We start from the raw sequence: 16094 nt of genomic DNA, 5'->3' as shown, positions 1-16094 counted from the left end.
CTCCTACTTGTCGTGTGCCTGCGTCAGCGATCTACGGCGTCGAGAGATTCCCGGGCCGCGGCGGCCACCGCGTCCGCGGTGAACCCGAACTCCTTGAAGAGCACCTTGCCGTCGGCCGAGGCACCGAAGTGCTCCAGGCTGACGATGCGTCCGGCGTCACCCACGAAGCGGTGCCAGGTCAGGCCGATCCCGGCCTCGACCGCGACCCGCGCCTTCACGTCCTTGGGCAGCACGCTGTCGCGGTACGCCTGGTCCTGCTCGTCGAACCACTCCACGCACGGCATGGACACCACACGGGTCGGCACCCCGGCCGCCTGGAGCTGCTCGCGCGCGCCGACCGCGAGCTGCACCTCGGAACCGGTGCCGATGAGGATGACCTGCGCCGGTCCGCCCTCGGCTTCCTGGAGCACGTAACCGCCGCGCGCCGCGTCCTCGTTGCGGTCGTAGGTGGGCACACCCTGCCGGGTGAGCACCAGGCCGTGCGGGGCGCCCTTGCCGTACTCCTTCGTCCAGCGCCCCAGCACCTCGCGCCAGGCGATCGCGGTCTCGTTGGCGTCCGCCGGCCGCACCACATTGAGCCCGGGGATCGCGCGCAGCGACGCCAGGTGCTCCACCGGCTGGTGCGTCGGGCCGTCCTCGCCCAGACCGATCGAGTCGTGCGTCCACACGTACGTCACCGGCACGTGCATCAGCGCGGACAGCCGGACCGCGTTGCGCATGTAGTCGGAGAAGACCAGGAAGGTGCCGCCGTAGACACGGGTGTTGCCGTGCAGCGTGATGCCGTTCATCTCGGCGGCCATCGAGTGCTCGCGGATGCCGAAGTGCACGGTGCGGCCGTACGGGTCGGCGCCCGGCAGCGGGTTGCCGGCCGGCAGGAACGACGAATTCTTGTCGATCGTCGTGTTGTTGGAGCCCGCCAGGTCCGCGCTGCCGCCCCACAGTTCGGGGATGACCGGGCCGAGCGCCTCCAGGATCTTGCCGGACGCGGCGCGGGTGGCCACCGACTTGCCGGTCTCGAACGCCGGGATGTGCTGCTCCCAGCCGGCGGGCAGGTCGGCCGCCTCGACGCGGTCGTAGGTCGCTGCCCGCTCGGGGCTGGCGGTCCGCCAGGCGGCGAAGGACTTGTCCCACGCGGCGCGGGCCTCGCGGCCCCGCTCGCCGACGGCGCGGGTGTGCGCGATGACCTCGTCGGCCACGTCGAAGTGCTTGTCGGGGTCGAAGCCCAGCACTTCCTTGGTGGCGCGGACCTCGTCCTCGCCGAGCGCCGAGCCGTGCGCGGCCTCGGTGTTCTGCTTGTTGGGGGCCGGCCAGGCGATGATCGAGCGCATCGCGATGAACGACGGCCGCTCCGTCTCGGCCTTGGCCGCCGCCAGCGCGGCGTGCAGCGCGTGCACGTCCAGGTCGCCGTTGGGCAGCTGGTCGACGCGCTGGGTGTGCCAGCCGTACGCCTCGTACCGCTTGACGGTGTCCTCGGACACCGCGGTCTCGGTGTCGCCCTCGATGGAGATGTGATTGTCGTCCCAGAGCAGGATCAGATTGCCCAGCTTCTGGTGACCGGCCATCGAGGACGCCTCGGCGGAGATGCCCTCCTGGAGGCAGCCGTCGCCGGCGATGGCGTAGATGGTGTGGTCGAAGGGGGAGGTGCCCGGGGCGGCGTCCGGGTCGAACAGGCCGCGCTCGTACCGCGAGGCCATCGCCATGCCGACGGCGTTGGCGACGCCCTGGCCGAGCGGCCCGGTCGTCGTCTCGACCCCGCGGGTGTGGCCGTACTCCGGGTGGCCCGGGGTCTTGGAGCCCCAGGTGCGGAAGGCTTCGAGGTCGGCCAGCTCCAGACCGTACCCGGCGAGGTAGAGCTGGGTGTAGAGGGTCAGGCTGGAATGCCCCGCGGAGAGCACGAAGCGGTCCCGGCCGACCCAGTCGGCGTCCGCCGGGTCGTGCCGCATGACCTTCTGGAACAGCAGGTACGCGGCCGGGGCCAGGCTCATCGCCGTGCCGGGATGGCCGTTGCCGACCTTCTGCACGGCATCCATGGCCAGGACGCGGGCGGTGTCCACGGCCCGCTGGTCCACATCGGTCCACTCAAGGTCTGTGGTGGTCGGCTGCTTGCTCACCCTGGGTCAGGGCTCCTCTCCACATGCTTGTCCACATGCTGAAAACGCCGGTGACATGGTGCCTGCCCGGCGTTGTCGAGCGTACCGCCGCGTGGGCGCTCACCTTTTCGATCCTGCCCCGGTACGCCGGTCTTCGCCTCCTGAACGCGGTTAACGCCTGGTGAACCGGCCCCGGCAACACACGCCACCCCCCAAAAGCGGACGGAGTATTCCCTGCGTCTAGAGTGGCGTGGTACGCGCAAGTCGGATCGGGTCCCGCGCTGTCGCAGGTGACCGGACTTGCTGGACTTCTCCTCTCTTCTCTTGGGGTGTTCGTGACGGCCGTCGAATCCCGACCCGCTGGGGTCCTCGGGACGGGCTCCTCCGCTCACCGGCCGTTCGGGGCCCGTGTGATGGGCTTTGTGGCGCTGACCAAGCCGCGCATCATCGAACTGCTGCTCATCACGACGGTCCCGGTGATGTTCCTGGCGGCCGGCGGGGTGCCCGACCTGTGGCTGGTGGTCGCCACCGTCGTCGGCGGCTATCTGTCCGCGGGCGGCGCGAACGCGCTCAACATGTACATCGACCGCGACATCGACGCGCTGATGCACCGCACCGAGCAGCGTCCGCTGGTCACCGGTCTGGTGTCGCCGCGCGAGGGACTGGTCTTCGGCATCACGCTCTCGGTGGTCTCGACCGTCTGGTTCTGGACGCTGGTCAATCCGCTGTCGGCGGTGCTGTCGCTGACGGCGATCCTCTATTACGTCTTCGTCTACACGCTGGGTCTCAAACGGCGTACGGCGCAGAACATCGTGTGGGGCGGCGTCGCGGGCTGCCTCCAGGTCTTCATCGGCTGGTCCGCGGTCCGCGACGAACTCGCCTGGGCGCCCTTCGTCCTCTTCCTCGTCCTCTTCTTCTGGACGCCGCCGCACTACTGGCCGCTGTCGATGAAGGTCAAGGACGACTACGAGCGGGTCGGCGTGCCGATGCTCCCGGTGGTCGCGGGCAATCAGGTGGTGGCCCGGCAGATCGTCCTCTACAGCTGGGTGATGGTGCTCACGTCGCTGGCGCTGTGGTGGCCGCTGGGGGAGACCTCCTGGTTCTACCCGCTGGTGGCCGCGGCCCTGGGCGGCTTCTGGCTCAAGGAGGCGCACGGCCTGCACGCCCGTGCCAAGGCCGGCATCACCGGCCCCAAGCTCAAGGAAATGCGCCTCTTCCACTGGTCCATCACCTACGCGACCCTGCTGTTCGTCGCGGTGGCGGTCGACCCCTTCCTGCACTGAACCGCCACCCCCGGGCTTGGTCCCCGGGGGTGCGCCCGGCGGTTACCGGGCAGTAGCATCGGTCGCATGGCTGAGAGCACTCCCGAACAGACCCCGCGCGAGGCGCGGACGATCGCGCGGCTGGCACGCCGGATCGACGCCTTCGGCAGGAAGCACGGCGGCCCGGCCGAGGCGAATGTCGCCTACATCGGCCGGCGCGGCGCCCGTATCGTGCTGGTCGCCCCGGACGGCGCCTGGGGCGACGTCGTGGCCCCGAGCCTTGCCGCCGCGGAAGCCGCCGTCGCCAAGGCCGGGGTGACCGTCCACGAGGACTTCGACGGCGACTTCGCGGCCAAGGTCCGCACCGGCCCGTACGAGTGGGCCCGGATGGCCGGGATCCAGATCGGCGGCCCCGCCAACACCTGACGGCGCCCTCGTCCGTTAGACCGGGAGGACCGGGAGACCGGACACGGCGCAGGACGGCGAAGGGCGGGGCGGATGACCGGCGACCTGGGCGCGGGCGCTGCCCCGCCGCACCTGGTGGACGCGTCCTGCCACGGCGTGCTCGCCGCCGACCTCGGCCTCGGCGCGTTCGAGGCGCAACTGCCGGGCACCGCCGCGCCGCACAGCACCCTGTTCGACAGCGCGACCGGCTTCGCGGTGCGCCGCTGGTGCCCGCCGCTGCTCGGCCTGGAACCGCACTGCTCCCCGGCCCGCTATCTGGCCCGCCGGCGCGAGCTGGGCGCGTACGAGGCGGCCCGGCTGCTGCTGCGCTCCACCGGCATCAGCGCCTATCTCGTCGACACCGGCGAGCCCGGCGACCTCACCGGGCCCAAGGAACTGGGCGCGGCGGGCGACGCGGCGGCATACGAGATCGTCCGCCTCGAACCGCTGGCCCAGCAGGTCGCCGACACCTCCGGCACCGTCGACGGTTTCCTGGCCAATCTCGCCGAGGCCGTGCACGGCGCGGCGCAGGGCGCCGTCGGCTTCTCCTGCGCCGACGCCGGCCCCTTCCCCGAGGGCGCCGACCAGGCGCTCGGCACCGGTCCGCCGGACGCCGGGCAGGTGCGGTACGCCGCCGCCGACTGGCTCGCGCTGCGGCGGGTCGGTGAGCGCCCCGCCGACCCCGTACTCCTGCGCCACCTGCTGTGGAACGCGGTCGCCACCGGACTGCCGCTGACGCTCCGGCACCGCCCCGCCGGTCCCGGGCCGGGCGCCGCCGAGGGGTTCCTGCGGGCCACCACGGGTCTCGGCACCGATGTGGTGCTGCTGCCGGGGCCCGGGCAGGAGAGCGCGGCGGCCGACCTGGCGGCCGTACTCCCGCAGGTGCATGTCGCGCTCGGCGCCGATCCGGCCGCCGCGCTGGCCCGCGCCCCCTTCGCGAAGGTGCTGCACGCCTCGGGCGCCGCCGCGCTGCCCGAGCTGTACGTCACGGGGGTGCGGAGCTTTCGTGCCGCGCTCGGCCGGCTGATCGGGGAGCGGGTCGACGGCGGCGAGTGGTCGGCCGCCGACGGCCGCAGGGTCGCCGCACTGGTCGGCGAGGACAACGCCCGCCGGGTCTTCCGACTGGAGCCGACGAGGGAGACCAGGCCCTAGACCGCTTCCGACAAAGGGGCGGCGGCGCGGCTCAGACGCCGATGCTCACCGCTGAACCGGACTGCGCCGGCCCCGGCACCACGGCGGGCGCGGCGAGCGGCCGTTCGCGCATCGCCAGCATCACCCGCAGCATCGCGATCCACACGATGCACGCGCCGAACATGTGCAGGCCGACGACGGCCTCCGGCAGATCGGTGAAGTACTGCACGTACCCGATCACGCCCTGGGACATCAGCACCAGGAACAGGTCACGGGTGCGGTCGCGCGGCCCGACCGGCGCGTCCACCGCGCGCAGCACGAACCACAGCGCGACGGTCAGCGCGACCACCACCCAGGCGAGGTCGGCGTGCAGCTGCGCCACCGACTTCCAGTCCACCGGGATGCGGTGCACATCGTTGGAGTCGCCCGCGTGCGGCCCGGCGCCGGTGACGACCGTGCCCACCGCGACCAGCAGCCCCGTCGCGAGGGTCAGCAGCCAGCCGAGCTGCTGCACCGGCTTGCCGACCAGCGGGCTCGGCGGGGCGTCGCCCTCGGTGGTCCGCCGCCACATCAGCACGGCGATCGTGATGAGGATGAAGGCGAGCAGGAAGTGCACGCACACCGTGTAGGGGTTGAGACCGGTCAGCACGGTGAAGGCGCCGAGCACCGCATTGGCCACGACCATCCAGAACTGCGCCCAGCCGAGCCGGGTCAGACTGCGACGGTACGGTTTCTGCGACCGCACCGCGATGATGGCCCAGCCGACGGCGGCGCAGAGAACGTACGTCAGCATGCGGTTGGTGAACTCGATCGCTCCGTGTACGCCCATCGCCGAGGTGGGCACCCAGCTGTCGCCCACGCAGCGCGGCGCCGTGGGGCAGCCGAGACCGGAACCGGTCAGCCGCACCGCGCCGCCGGTGACCACGATGACCACCGACATGACCAGGGCGGACAGGGTCGCGCGGCGCACCGTGGCCGGGGACGGCGTCCACCGGTCGGCGATGGCGGCGAGGGGGTTTCGCGCGAGTTCGAGAAGCTTCGGCACGCGCCCATGGTAGGCGGCGCGCTTGTGCACGCTTTCACGAGGGGTGTCCACAGGGTGTCCACGCGCGACGCCCGCTCTTCACGAAAGCACCCGAACCCGGCGTCGCGGCCCTACCATCGGGGGTCACGCACGGGGACCGACGACGGGAGGCGCCGTATGACCGGCGAACACCGTGACACCGTGGGCCGCAGACATCTGCTCTACGGAGGCGCCGCCGCGGCCCTGGCCGGCACCGGCATCGCCGCCTACGCCAGCAGCACCTCGCACTCCTCGGCCGCCGACGTCACCCCGGCCTCGGCGGCCGGCCACCCCGGATACGTGGACGTGGTCGCCGACTTCGGCGCCAAGGGTGACGGCCACACCGACGACAGCGCCGCCTTCGCCGCCGCGTACGCCTACGCCGAGCAGCGCGCCGCGGCCGGCACCGGCCGCACCGTGATCGACGTGCCGCCCGGCGTGTTCCGGATCACCAAACCGCACGCCTTCCTCGACGCGAACAAGCCCACCCGCCAGGTCAACGGGCTGCGCTTCCGCGGCGCGGGCCTGCGGATCAGCGACATCGTCTTCGACCCGCCGAACGCCGAGGACGCGTATCTGTGCCGCAATGTCGACACCTGGCAGAACATCGCCTTCGAGGGCCTGCGCTTCACCTCGGCCACCCCCGGCGCGTCCTTCTTCTACTCGTACTCCACCGGCGGCGCCGCCAACTACCGCTTCTCGGACTGCGAGTGGATGGGGGAGTGGGAGTACGGGCTCGCGCTCGACGGCAGCAACACCAACTCCGAGATGCGCTGGGAGGCGTGCCGGGTCGGCGGCGCCTACCGCAAGGCGTTCCTCTACTCCGGGCTGTCGCTGAACTCCAAGAACCTGGAGCAGCAGGACCAGTTCCTCAACTACTGGTTCACCGACATGAACGTCACCTACGAGTGGGGCAATTTCCTGGAGTTCCCGTACGGCGGCTCGGTGACCTGCCGCGCGGGCAGCTACATCATCACCGGGCGCCGCCCCACCCCGCACCCCGACTACGGCTTCGAGAGCGCCTTCTTCCGCTTCCCGCGCGCCTCGCACTTCGACGGCGCCCAGCGCTTCCACGCCGAGGACATCCGCTTCGAACTGCGCGACCCCTCGGTGGTCGTGATCGACTGCGCCTGGAACCGCGGCACCGTGCACTTCAACGACTGCGACGACACCGCGCACGCCTTCAAGGACTTCTCCGACGACCTGCGCGCCCACCGCTACACGATCGGCGCCAACGGCCCGCTGGTGCGCTACGACTCCTGCCAGCTGGTCGGCGCGCACCAGTTCCGTACGGCCGCCGACGCGGCGCCGCCGGTGTGCGTGCGCTACGACATGTGCCGCTTCGGCTCGCACGCCCCGGCGTCCTTCCTGGCGCTGGACGCGGGGCGGGGGCGGGACTTCGTCCGGTTCACCGACTGCATTCCGGCCGGCGGGGCCTGATCGCGGCTCCGGCCGCTCCCGGGGCTACTCCCAGCGGAAGAAGCGGGCCGCGGCGGCCAGGCCGACGACCGCCCACACGGCGAGGATGCCGAGGTCGCCCCACGGCATCCCGGCGCCGTGCTGGAGCACGTCGCGCAGCCCGTCGGACAGCGCCGAGATCGGCAGCAGCTTCAGTACCGACTGCACACCGTCGGAGAATTTGCTCAGCGGCACGATCACCCCGCCGGCGACCAGCAGCAGGATGAAGACCAGATTCGCCGCGGCCAGCGTCGCCTCGGCCTTCAGCGTGCCCGCCATCAGCAGTCCGAGCCCGGAGAAGGCGGCGGTGCCGAGCAGGAGCAGCAGTACCACGGCGAGCGGATCGCCGTGCGGCGACCAGCCCAGCGCGAAGGCGATCACCACCAGCAGGGCGATCTGGAGCAGCTCGGTGACCAGCACCGAGCAGGTCTTCGCCGTCATCAGCGCCCAGCGCGGCAGCGGCGAGGCGCCCAGCCGCTTGAGCACGCCGTAGCGGCGCTCGAAGCCGGTCGCGATGGCCTGCCCGGTGAAGGCGGTGGACAGCACGGCGAGCGCGAGGATGCCGGGGGCCAGGAAGTCCACCGACTTGCCCGCGCCGGTGTCCACGATGTCGACGGCGCTGAACAGCACCAGCAGCAGCGCCGGGATCACCACGGTGAGCAGCAGCTGCTCGCCGTTGCGCAGCAGCATCCGGGTCTCCAGCAGCGCCTGCGCCCGGATCATCCGCACCGTCGGCGCGGCGCCGGGCGCGGGCGCGAAGACGCCGGTCGCGGCACTCATCTCGGCACTCATGCGCGCAGCTCCTTGCCGGTCAGCTCCAAGAAGACGTCCTCCAGGGTGCGGCGCTCCACCGAGAGGCGGTCGGGGAGCACGCCGTGCTGGGCGCACCAGGAGGTGACGGTGGCCAGCAGTTGCGGGTCGACCTTGCCCTCGATGCGGTAATTGCCGGGCGTCAGCTCGGCGGCGGCGGTGTCGGCGGGCAGCGCGTTGAGCAGCGAGACCAGGTCCAGGCCCGGGCGGCCGGAAAAGCGCAGGGTGTTCTCGGCGCCGCCCCGGCACAGCTCGTCCGGGGTGCCGCGGGCGATGGCCCGGCCGCCGTCGATGATCACCACCTGGTCCGCGAGCTGCTCGGCCTCGTCCATGAAGTGGGTGGTGAGCACGACGGTGACGCCGTCCGCGCGCAGCTCCCGTACGAGGTCCCAGGTCGCGTGCCGGGCCTGCGGGTCCAGGCCCGCGGTGGGCTCGTCGAGGAAGACCAGTTCGGGGCGGCCGACCACGGCCATCGCGAGCGCGAGGCGCTGCTGCTGGCCGCCGGAGAGCCGGCGGTAGGCGGTGCGGCCGCAGGACTCCAGGCCGAGCCGTTCGATCAGCAGGTCCGGGTCGACCGGGTTCGCGTGCAGCGTCGCGGTGTGCCGCAGCATCTCCTCGGCGCGCGCGCCCGGGTAGACGCCGCCGGACTGCAGCATCACGCCGATCCTGGGCCGCAGCCGGGCGCCGTCGGTCACCGGGTCAAGGCCCAGCACCCGTACGGAGCCACCATCCGGCCGCCGGTAGCCCTCGCAGACCTCGACCGTGGTCGTCTTGCCCGCGCCGTTCGGCCCGAGCACGGCGGTCAGCCCGCCGCGGGCCACGGACAGATCGAGGCCGTCCACCGCGGTCCTGGTCCCGTACCGCTTGACCAGACCGGTCACCTCGACCGCGGGCTCGTTTCGCATGCTGCGAGTCTAGGGAGCGCGGCGGACCGCCCGTGCGGCAGGTCCGCGGGGGCCCCGCCCGGAGGCGTCACTTAGGTAACCCTAAGTGACGCAGTACACCACGATCGCCACCCGGGCGGCTTGCTCGGGCCTGAGGAATTACGCAACAATGGTGTTGTGGAATACGGACGTGGTGCTGCCCAGGGGGCGGCGGAGGAGCAGACGACCGGGGAGCGGCGCACCCGCAACCGGGTCGCCCGGTCCATCCTGGACCACGGCCCCTCCACCGCCGCGGACCTCGCCGAGCGGCTCGGTCTCACACAGGCCGCCGTCCGCCGGCACCTCGACGCGCTGCACGCGGACAATGTGGTCGAGCCCCGCGACCAGCGGGTCTACGGCCACCGCGGCCGTGGCAGGCCCGCCAAGGTCTTCGCGCTGACCGACTGCGGCCGGGACGCCTTCGACCAGGCGTACGACCAGCTCGCCGCCGACGCCCTGCACTGGATCGCCAGGTCCGCGGGCGGCGGCGAGAGCGGCCAGGCCGCGGTCTCGGAATTCGCCCGCGCCCGGGTCGCCGACCAGGCCGAGCGGTACCGGCCCATCGTGGAGGCCGCGGCCCCCGGTGACCGGGCCCGCGCCCTGGCCCAGGCCCTGTCCGCGGACGGGTACGCTGCTACGGCGCGCAGCGCCCCCGGCCCTGCCGGGGAGCAGCTCTGCCAGCACCACTGCCCGGTGGCCCACACCGCCGAGCAGTTCCCGCAGCTGTGCGAGGCGGAGGCCGAGGTCTTCTCCCGCCTGCTCGGGACGCATGTCCAGCGGCTGGCCACCATCGCCCACGGCGACGGGGTGTGCACCACGTTCATCCCGCGCGCCGACCACGCGAGCACCACCGCGGCGGCGGATCCGGAAATACCCGGGGACGCCGCGCGGGTTTCACCGCACGACCCATCAGCTTCAGCAATCGCACCAGCATCTGCCAGCACGTCCGGGAGGAACCCCGCATGACTGCTCCCACGGAGACCACTCACCCGGAGCTCGAAGGACTCGGCACGTACGAGTACGGCTGGGCCGACTCGGACGTGGCGGGCGCCGCGGCCAAGCGCGGCCTGTCCGAGGCCGTCGTCCGCGACATCTCGCAGAAGAAGTCCGAGCCCGAGTGGATGCTGAAGATGCGGCTGAAGGGCCTCAAGCTCTTCGGCAAGAAGCCCATGCCGACCTGGGGCTCCGACCTCACCGGCATCGACTTCGACAACATCAAGTACTTCGTGCGGTCCACGGAGAAGCAGGCGGAGTCCTGGGAGGACCTGCCCGAGGACATCAAGAACACCTACGACAAGCTGGGCATCCCCGAGGCGGAGAAGCAGCGCCTGGTCGCCGGTGTCGCCGCGCAGTACGAGTCGGAGGTCGTCTACCACCAGATCCGTGAGGACCTGGAGGAGCAGGGCGTCATCTTCCTCGACACCGACACCGCCCTCAAGGAGCACCCCGAGCTGTTCCAGGAGTACTTCGGCACCGTCATCCCGGCCGGCGACAACAAGTTCGCCTCGCTGAACACCGCGGTGTGGTCCGGCGGCTCCTTCATCTACGTGCCGAAGGGCGTGCACGTGGAGATCCCGCTCCAGGCCTACTTCCGGATCAACACCGAGAACATGGGCCAGTTCGAGCGGACGCTGATCATCGTCGACGAGGACGCGTACGTCCACTACGTCGAGGGCTGCACCGCGCCGATCTACAAGTCGGACTCGCTGCACTCCGCGGTCGTCGAGATCATCGTCAAGAAGGGCGCCCGCTGCCGTTACACGACCATCCAGAACTGGTCGAACAACGTGTACAACCTGGTCACCAAGCGCGCGGTCGCCTACGAGGGCGCCACGATGGAGTGGGTCGACGGCAACATCGGCTCCAAGGTGACCATGAAGTACCCGGCCGTCTACCTGATGGGCGAGCACGCCAAGGGCGAGACGCTGTCCATCGCCTTCGCGGGCGAGGGCCAGCACCAGGACGCCGGCGCGAAGATGGTGCACATGGCGCCGAACACGTCGTCCAACATCGTCTCCAAGTCGGTGGCCCGCGGCGGCGGCCGTACGTCCTACCGCGGTCTGATCGAGATCGGCGAGGGCGCGGCGGGCGCGAAGTCCAACGTGCTGTGCGACGCGCTGCTCATCGACACCGTCTCGCGCTCGGACACCTACCCGTACGTGGACGTCCGCGAGGACGACGTGTCCATGGGCCACGAGGCAACCGTCTCCAAGGTCTCCGACGACCAGCTCTTCTACCTGATGAGCCGCGGCATGACCGAGTTCGAGGCCATGGCGATGATCGTGCGCGGCTTCGTCGAGCCGATCGCCAAGGAGCTCCCGATGGAGTACGCCCTGGAGCTGAACCGGCTGATCGAGCTGCAGATGGAAGGCGCGGTCGGCTGACCGCCGCACCCTCGGTCCACCGAAGCGGTCCACCGAAGCGGTCCGCTCAAGCGGCCCACCCAAGCGGTCCGCTCAAGACGTTCGTTCCGAAAGAGAGCAGTACGACACACCATGGCTGACAACACTCCTGCGGGCAGCACCACGGACGGTGCCATCACGGTGGGCCATCCCACCGACGCCCGGGTCAGCGCGGCCCCGTCCTACGACGTGGCCGACTTCCCGGTGCCGCACGGCCGCGAGGAGGAGTGGCGTTTCACTCCGCTGGAGCGGCTGCGCGGCCTGCACGACGGCACCGCCGAGGCCACCGGCGGCCTGCGGGTCGAGGTGACCGCGCCCGAGGGCGTCACCGTGGAGACCGTGGACCGCACCGACGCCCGCGTCGGCAAGGCGGGCAAGCCCGCCGACCGGGTCGCCGCGCAGGCGTTCAGCGCCTTCGAGAAGGCCTCGGTGATCTCGGTCCCCAAGGAGACCGTGCTCACCGAGCCCGTACGGATCTCCGTGCACGGCGACGGCGGCACCGCCTACGGCCACCAGGTGATCGAGCTGGGCGCCTTCGCCGAGGCCGTGGTCGTCATCGACCACACCGGCGACGGCACCCTCGCCGCCAATGTGGAGTTCCTGGTCGGCGACAGTGCCAAGCTCACCGTCGTCTCCGTGCAGGACTGGGCCGACACCGCGGTGCACGTCGCTCAGCACACCGCGCTGGTCGGCCGGGACGCCACCTTCAAGTCGGTGGTCGTCACCTTCGGCGGCGACCTCGTCCGGCTGCACCCGCGGGTGATCTACGGCGCGCCCGGCGGCGAGGCCGAGCTGTACGGCCTGTACTTCACCGACGAGGGCCAGCACCAGGAGCACCGGCTCTTCATCGACCACGACACCCCGCACTGCCGGAGCAACGTCACGTACAAGGGCGCGCTCCAGGGCCAGGACGCGCACGCGGTGTGGATCGGCGACGTGCTGATCCGCGCCGCTGCCGAGGGCACCGACACCTACGAGCTCAACCGCAACCTGGTGCTTACCGACGGCGCCCGCGTCGACTCGGTGCCCAACCTGGAGATCGAGACCGGCGAGATCGTGGGCGCCGGACACGCCTCCGCGACCGGCCGCTTCGACGACGAGCAGCTGTTCTACCTCCAGTCCCGCGGCATCCGCGCCGATGAGGCCCGCCGCCTGGTGGTGCGCGGCTTCTTCGGCGAGCTGGTCCAGCAGATCGGCCTCGCCGATCTGGAGGAGCGGCTGATGGCGACGATCGACGCCGAACTGGAGGCGTCGGTCTGATGTCCTTCGTCCGTGCCTGCGCCACCAGCGACCTGGAGGAGGACACTCCGCACCGGGTCGAGCTGGACGGCGTCCCGGTGTCGGTGGTCCGCACTGCGGGCGAGGTGTTCGCGATCAACGACATCTGCTCGCACGCCAACGTCTCGCTCTCCGAGGGCGAGGTCGAGGACTGCCAGATCGAGTGCTGGCTGCACGGCTCCAGCTTCGACCTGCGCACCGGCAAGCCGTCCGGGCTGCCGGCCACGCGGCCGGTCCCCGTTTACCCCGTAAAGATCGTTGGGGACGACGTGCTCGTCTCCGTCACCCAGGAGTCCTGAGGCACCCATGGCAACGCTTGAAATCACCGACCTGCACGTCACCGTCGACGCCGAGAACGGTCCGCGCGAGATCCTGCGCGGAGTCGACCTGACCGTGAAGCAGGGCGAGACCCACGCCATCATGGGCCCCAACGGCTCCGGCAAGTCCACCCTCGCGTACTCGCTGGCCGGCCACCCCAAGTACACGATCACCGGCGGCACCGTCACCCTCGACGGCGAGGACGTGCTCGCGATGACCGTCGACGAGCGGGCCCGCGCCGGCCTCTTCCTCGCCATGCAGTACCCGGTCGAGGTCCCCGGCGTCTCCGTCTCCAACTTCCTGCGCACCTCCGCGACCGCGATCCGCGGCGAGGCGCCCAAGCTGCGCACCTGGGTCAAGGAGGTCCGGGAGACGATGGAGCGGCTCCAGATGGACCCCTCCTTCGCCGAGCGCAACGTCAACGAGGGCTTCTCCGGCGGTGAGAAGAAGCGGCACGAGATCCTCCAGCTCGAACTGCTCAAGCCCAAGGTCGCCATCCTCGACGAGACCGACTCCGGCCTCGACGTGGACGCGCTGCGGATCGTCTCCGAGGGCGTCAACCGGGTCCGCGAGAGCGGCGAGGTCGGCACCCTGCTGATCACGCACTACACGCGCATCCTGCGCTACATCAAGCCCGACTTCGTGCATGTCTTCGCGCAGGGCCGGATCGCCGAGTCCGGCGGCGCCGAGCTGGCGGACAAGCTGGAGGAAGAGGGCTACGAGTCCTACGTGAAGGGTGGCGCTGCGGCGTGACATCGACCTCGTCCGCGGGCCGCGTGCCTGCCGGACTCCTCGACACCGAGGCGATCCGCAAGGACTTCCCCGTGCTGGACCGTCTGGTCCACGACGGGAAGAAGCTCGTCTACCTGGACAACGCGGCGACCTCGCAGAAGCCGCGCCAGGTACTCGACACGCTGAACGAGTACTACGAGCGGCACAACGCCAACGTCCACCGCGGTGTGCACGTGCTCGCCGAGGAGGCCACGGCGCTGTACGAGGGCGCGCGCGACAAGGTGGCCGCCTTCATCAACGCGCCCAGCCGCGACGAGGTGATCTTCACCAAGAACGCGTCGGAGTCGCTGAATCTCGTCGCCAACATGCTCGGCTGGGCGGACGAGCCGTACCGGGTCGACAGCGACACCGAGATCGTCATCACGGAAATGGAGCACCACTCCAACATCGTGCCGTGGCAGCTGCTCTCGCAGCGCACCGGCGCGAAGCTGAAGTGGTTCGGCCTGACCGACGACGGCCGGCTCGACCTGTCGGACATCGAGCAGATCATCACCGAGAAGACGAAGATCGTCTCCTTCGTGCTGGTCTCCAACATCCTGGGCACCGTCAACCCGGTCGAGGCGATCGTGCGCCGCGCCCAGGACGTCGGCGCGCTGGTGCTGATCGACGCCTCGCAGGCCGCGCCGCACATGGTGCTCGACGTGCAGGCGCTCGGCGCGGACTTCGTGGCCTTCACCGGCCACAAGATGCTCGGCCCGACCGGCATCGGTGTGCTGTGGGGCCGCCAGGAGCTGCTGGAGGACCTGCCGCCCTTCCTCGGCGGCGGCGAGATGATCGAGACCGTCTCGATGCACTCCTCCACGTACGCGCCCGCGCCGCACAAGTTCGAGGCCGGTACGCCGCCGATCGCCCAGGCCGTCGGCCTCGGCGCGGCGGTGGACTACCTGAGCGCGATCGGCATGGACAGGATCGCCGCGCACGAGCACGCGCTCACCGAGTACGCGGTGGGCCGGCTGCTGGAGGTGCCCTCGCTGCGGATCATCGGCCCCACCACGGCCGAGGACCGCGGCGCCGCGATCTCCTTCACGCTCGGCGACATCCACCCGCACGACGTCGGCCAGGTGCTCGACGAACAGGGCATCGCCGTACGCGTCGGCCACCACTGCGCGCGCCCGGTCTGCCTGCGGTACGGAATTCCTGCGACCACGCGGGCGTCGTTCTATCTGTACTCCACCCCGGCCGAGGTCGACGCCCTGGTCGAGGGACTGGAACAGGTACGGAACTTCTTCGGCTGATGGCGGTGCGGTTGTGAAGCTGGACTCGATGTACCAGGAAGTGATCCTGGACCACTACAAGCACCCGCACGGGCGCGGCCTTCGGGACGGCCAGGCGGAGGTGCACCACGTCAATCCGACCTGCGGTGACGAGATCACCCTGCGGGTGCGGATGGACGGCAGTGTCATCGGCGACGTCAGCTACGAGGGCCAGGGCTGCTCGATCAGCCAGGCCAGCGCCTCGGTGCTGAACGACCTGCTGGTCGGCAAGGACCTCGCCGAGGCGCAGAAGATCCAGGAGACCTTCCTGGAGCTGATGCAGTCCAAGGGCCGGATCGAGCCGGACGACGCGATGGAGGAGGTGCTGGAGGACGCGGTCGCGTTCGCCGGTGTCTCGAAGTACCCGGCGCGCGTCAAGTGCGCCCTGCTGAGCTGGATGGCGTGGAAGGACGCGACGGCGCAGGCGCTGTCGGAGCCTTCCGGGTCCGCCGACGCTTCCGGAGGGAAGACCGCATGAGCCCCGTACCCAACGGCCTGAGCACCACGCCGGCCTCCGAGGAGGAGATCCGCGAGGCCCTCTACGACGTCGTCGACCCCGAGTTGGGCATCGACGTCGTCAACCTCGGCCTCATCTACGGCATCCACGTGGACGACACCAATGTCGCCACCCTCGACATGACCCTCACCTCGGCCGCCTGCCCCCTCACCGACGTCATCGAGGAACAGGCCCAGTCCGCCACCGAGGGCATCGTCAAGGACCTCAAGATCAACTGGGTCTGGATGCCCCCGTGGGGCCCGGACAAAATCACCGACGACGGCCGCGAACAGCTCCGCGCGCTGGGCTTCAACGTCTGAGGCACGACGTCCGAGGCCGAACGCCTGAGCAACGCCCCGCCCCGACCCCGGCGC

At 70.8% G+C, this 16094-nt stretch carries 17 protein-coding genes; 13 read left to right on the top strand and 4 right to left on the bottom strand.

Annotation, left to right across the window (positions count from 1 at the left end; genetic code table 11):
- Nucleotides 1-23 precede the first annotated feature (23 nt).
- On the bottom strand, nucleotides 24-2111 hold the full coding sequence (gene tkt / locus BM076_RS17110; RefSeq protein WP_093714426.1) for a transketolase: 2088 nt from the start codon (nucleotides 2109-2111) through the stop codon (nucleotides 24-26).
- 35 nt (nucleotides 2112-2146) lie between these two features.
- Between tkt and BM076_RS38020 the strand changes: the two genes are divergently transcribed.
- From BM076_RS38020 to BM076_RS17095, 4 genes are all read left to right on the top strand, one after another.
- Nucleotides 2147-2275, top strand: coding sequence for a hypothetical protein (locus BM076_RS38020; RefSeq protein ID WP_265737099.1), 129 nt, complete (start codon nucleotides 2147-2149; stop codon nucleotides 2273-2275).
- Between the two features lie 150 nt (nucleotides 2276-2425).
- Nucleotides 2426-3373 (top strand): heme o synthase, encoded by a 948-nt coding sequence (locus BM076_RS17105; RefSeq protein WP_093714584.1) that lies wholly within the window; start codon nucleotides 2426-2428, stop codon nucleotides 3371-3373.
- Nucleotides 3374-3439: 66 nt separating this feature from the next.
- A complete protein-coding gene (locus tag BM076_RS17100; protein ID WP_093714425.1) occupies nucleotides 3440-3778 on the top strand; it encodes a hypothetical protein in 339 nt (112 codons plus the stop codon).
- 72 nt (nucleotides 3779-3850) lie between these two features.
- Nucleotides 3851-4948 carry an amidohydrolase gene (locus BM076_RS17095; protein WP_093714424.1) on the top strand — a complete coding sequence of 366 codons (1098 nt, stop codon included), beginning with the start codon at nucleotides 3851-3853 and terminating at the stop codon, nucleotides 4946-4948.
- Nucleotides 4949-4979: 31 nt separating this feature from the next.
- On the opposite strand, the gene BM076_RS17090 is transcribed toward BM076_RS17095, so the two are convergent.
- Nucleotides 4980-5972: a COX15/CtaA family protein gene (locus BM076_RS17090; RefSeq protein WP_245796113.1), complete on the bottom strand. Its 993-nt coding sequence runs from the start codon at nucleotides 5970-5972 to the stop codon at nucleotides 4980-4982.
- A gap of 156 nt (nucleotides 5973-6128) precedes the next feature.
- Between BM076_RS17090 and BM076_RS17085 the strand changes: the two genes are divergently transcribed.
- Complete coding sequence (locus BM076_RS17085) at nucleotides 6129-7430, top strand: glycosyl hydrolase family 28-related protein (RefSeq protein WP_093714423.1); 1302 nt, start codon at nucleotides 6129-6131, stop codon at nucleotides 7428-7430.
- A gap of 24 nt (nucleotides 7431-7454) precedes the next feature.
- On the opposite strand, the gene BM076_RS17080 is transcribed toward BM076_RS17085, so the two are convergent.
- The gene (locus BM076_RS17080) at nucleotides 7455-8240 is read right to left on the bottom strand and encodes an ABC transporter permease (RefSeq protein ID WP_245796112.1); all 786 of its coding nucleotides are present in this window, start codon (nucleotides 8238-8240) and stop codon (nucleotides 7455-7457) included.
- Nucleotides 8237-9163 (bottom strand): ABC transporter ATP-binding protein, encoded by a 927-nt coding sequence (locus BM076_RS17075; protein ID WP_093714422.1) that lies wholly within the window; start codon nucleotides 9161-9163, stop codon nucleotides 8237-8239. The genes BM076_RS17080 and BM076_RS17075 overlap by 4 nt, the downstream gene beginning before the upstream one ends.
- A 156-nt stretch (nucleotides 9164-9319) precedes the next feature.
- Between BM076_RS17075 and BM076_RS17070 the strand changes: the two genes are divergently transcribed.
- The 8 genes from BM076_RS17070 to BM076_RS17035 all read left to right on the top strand — a co-directional run bounded on the left by BM076_RS17070 (nucleotide 9320) and on the right by BM076_RS17035 (nucleotide 16040).
- Nucleotides 9320-10147 carry a helix-turn-helix transcriptional regulator gene (locus tag BM076_RS17070; protein WP_245796111.1) on the top strand — a complete coding sequence of 276 codons (828 nt, stop codon included), beginning with the start codon at nucleotides 9320-9322 and terminating at the stop codon, nucleotides 10145-10147.
- Nucleotides 10144-11565, top strand: a complete 1422-nt coding sequence (gene sufB, locus BM076_RS17065; protein WP_093714420.1) for a Fe-S cluster assembly protein SufB — start codon at nucleotides 10144-10146, stop codon at nucleotides 11563-11565. The genes BM076_RS17070 and sufB overlap by 4 nt, the downstream gene beginning before the upstream one ends.
- Before the next feature lie 111 nt (nucleotides 11566-11676).
- Entirely contained in the window at nucleotides 11677-12843 is a 1167-nt protein-coding gene (sufD, locus tag BM076_RS17060; protein ID WP_093714419.1) for a Fe-S cluster assembly protein SufD, read from the top strand.
- Complete coding sequence (locus BM076_RS17055; protein ID WP_093714418.1) at nucleotides 12843-13160, top strand: non-heme iron oxygenase ferredoxin subunit; 318 nt, start codon at nucleotides 12843-12845, stop codon at nucleotides 13158-13160. The genes sufD and BM076_RS17055 overlap by 1 nt, the downstream gene beginning before the upstream one ends.
- 7 nt (nucleotides 13161-13167) lie before the next feature.
- Nucleotides 13168-13932, top strand: a complete 765-nt coding sequence (gene sufC / locus BM076_RS17050; RefSeq protein WP_093714417.1) for a Fe-S cluster assembly ATPase SufC — start codon at nucleotides 13168-13170, stop codon at nucleotides 13930-13932.
- A gap of 23 nt (nucleotides 13933-13955) precedes the next feature.
- Complete coding sequence (locus BM076_RS17045) at nucleotides 13956-15206, top strand: cysteine desulfurase (RefSeq protein ID WP_407640671.1); 1251 nt, start codon at nucleotides 13956-13958, stop codon at nucleotides 15204-15206.
- Nucleotides 15207-15219: 13 nt separating this feature from the next.
- Nucleotides 15220-15702, top strand: coding sequence for a Fe-S cluster assembly sulfur transfer protein SufU (sufU, locus tag BM076_RS17040; RefSeq protein WP_093714415.1), 483 nt, complete (start codon nucleotides 15220-15222; stop codon nucleotides 15700-15702).
- Nucleotides 15699-16040: a metal-sulfur cluster assembly factor gene (locus BM076_RS17035; RefSeq protein WP_093714414.1), complete on the top strand. Its 342-nt coding sequence runs from the start codon at nucleotides 15699-15701 to the stop codon at nucleotides 16038-16040. Before sufU ends, BM076_RS17035 begins: the two co-directional genes overlap by 4 nt.
- Nucleotides 16041-16094: the final 54 nt, after the last annotated feature.

This window comes from Actinacidiphila alni (genome assembly GCF_900112845.1).
Classification (GTDB): domain Bacteria; phylum Actinomycetota; class Actinomycetes; order Streptomycetales; family Streptomycetaceae; genus Actinacidiphila; species Actinacidiphila alni.
This window is presented reverse-complemented; position numbering and strand designations above follow the sequence as displayed.

Coding starts and splice junctions, on each gene's coding strand:
- BM076_RS38020 (WP_265737099.1), top strand. CDS start 2,147: ATGCTGAAAACGCCGGTGACATGGTGCCTGCCCGGCGTTGTCGAGCGT.
- BM076_RS17100 (WP_093714425.1), top strand. CDS start 3,440: ATGGCTGAGAGCACTCCCGAACAGACCCCGCGCGAGGCGCGGACGATC.
- BM076_RS17095 (WP_093714424.1), top strand. CDS start 3,851: ATGACCGGCGACCTGGGCGCGGGCGCTGCCCCGCCGCACCTGGTGGAC.
- BM076_RS17085 (WP_093714423.1), top strand. CDS start 6,129: ATGACCGGCGAACACCGTGACACCGTGGGCCGCAGACATCTGCTCTAC.
- BM076_RS17080 (WP_245796112.1), bottom strand. CDS start 8,240: ATGAGTGCCGAGATGAGTGCCGCGACCGGCGTCTTCGCGCCCGCGCCC.
- BM076_RS17075 (WP_093714422.1), bottom strand. CDS start 9,163: ATGCGAAACGAGCCCGCGGTCGAGGTGACCGGTCTGGTCAAGCGGTAC.
- sufB (WP_093714420.1), top strand. CDS start 10,144: ATGACTGCTCCCACGGAGACCACTCACCCGGAGCTCGAAGGACTCGGC.
- sufD (WP_093714419.1), top strand. CDS start 11,677: ATGGCTGACAACACTCCTGCGGGCAGCACCACGGACGGTGCCATCACG.
- BM076_RS17055 (WP_093714418.1), top strand. CDS start 12,843: ATGTCCTTCGTCCGTGCCTGCGCCACCAGCGACCTGGAGGAGGACACT.
- sufC (WP_093714417.1), top strand. CDS start 13,168: ATGGCAACGCTTGAAATCACCGACCTGCACGTCACCGTCGACGCCGAG.
- BM076_RS17035 (WP_093714414.1), top strand. CDS start 15,699: ATGAGCCCCGTACCCAACGGCCTGAGCACCACGCCGGCCTCCGAGGAG.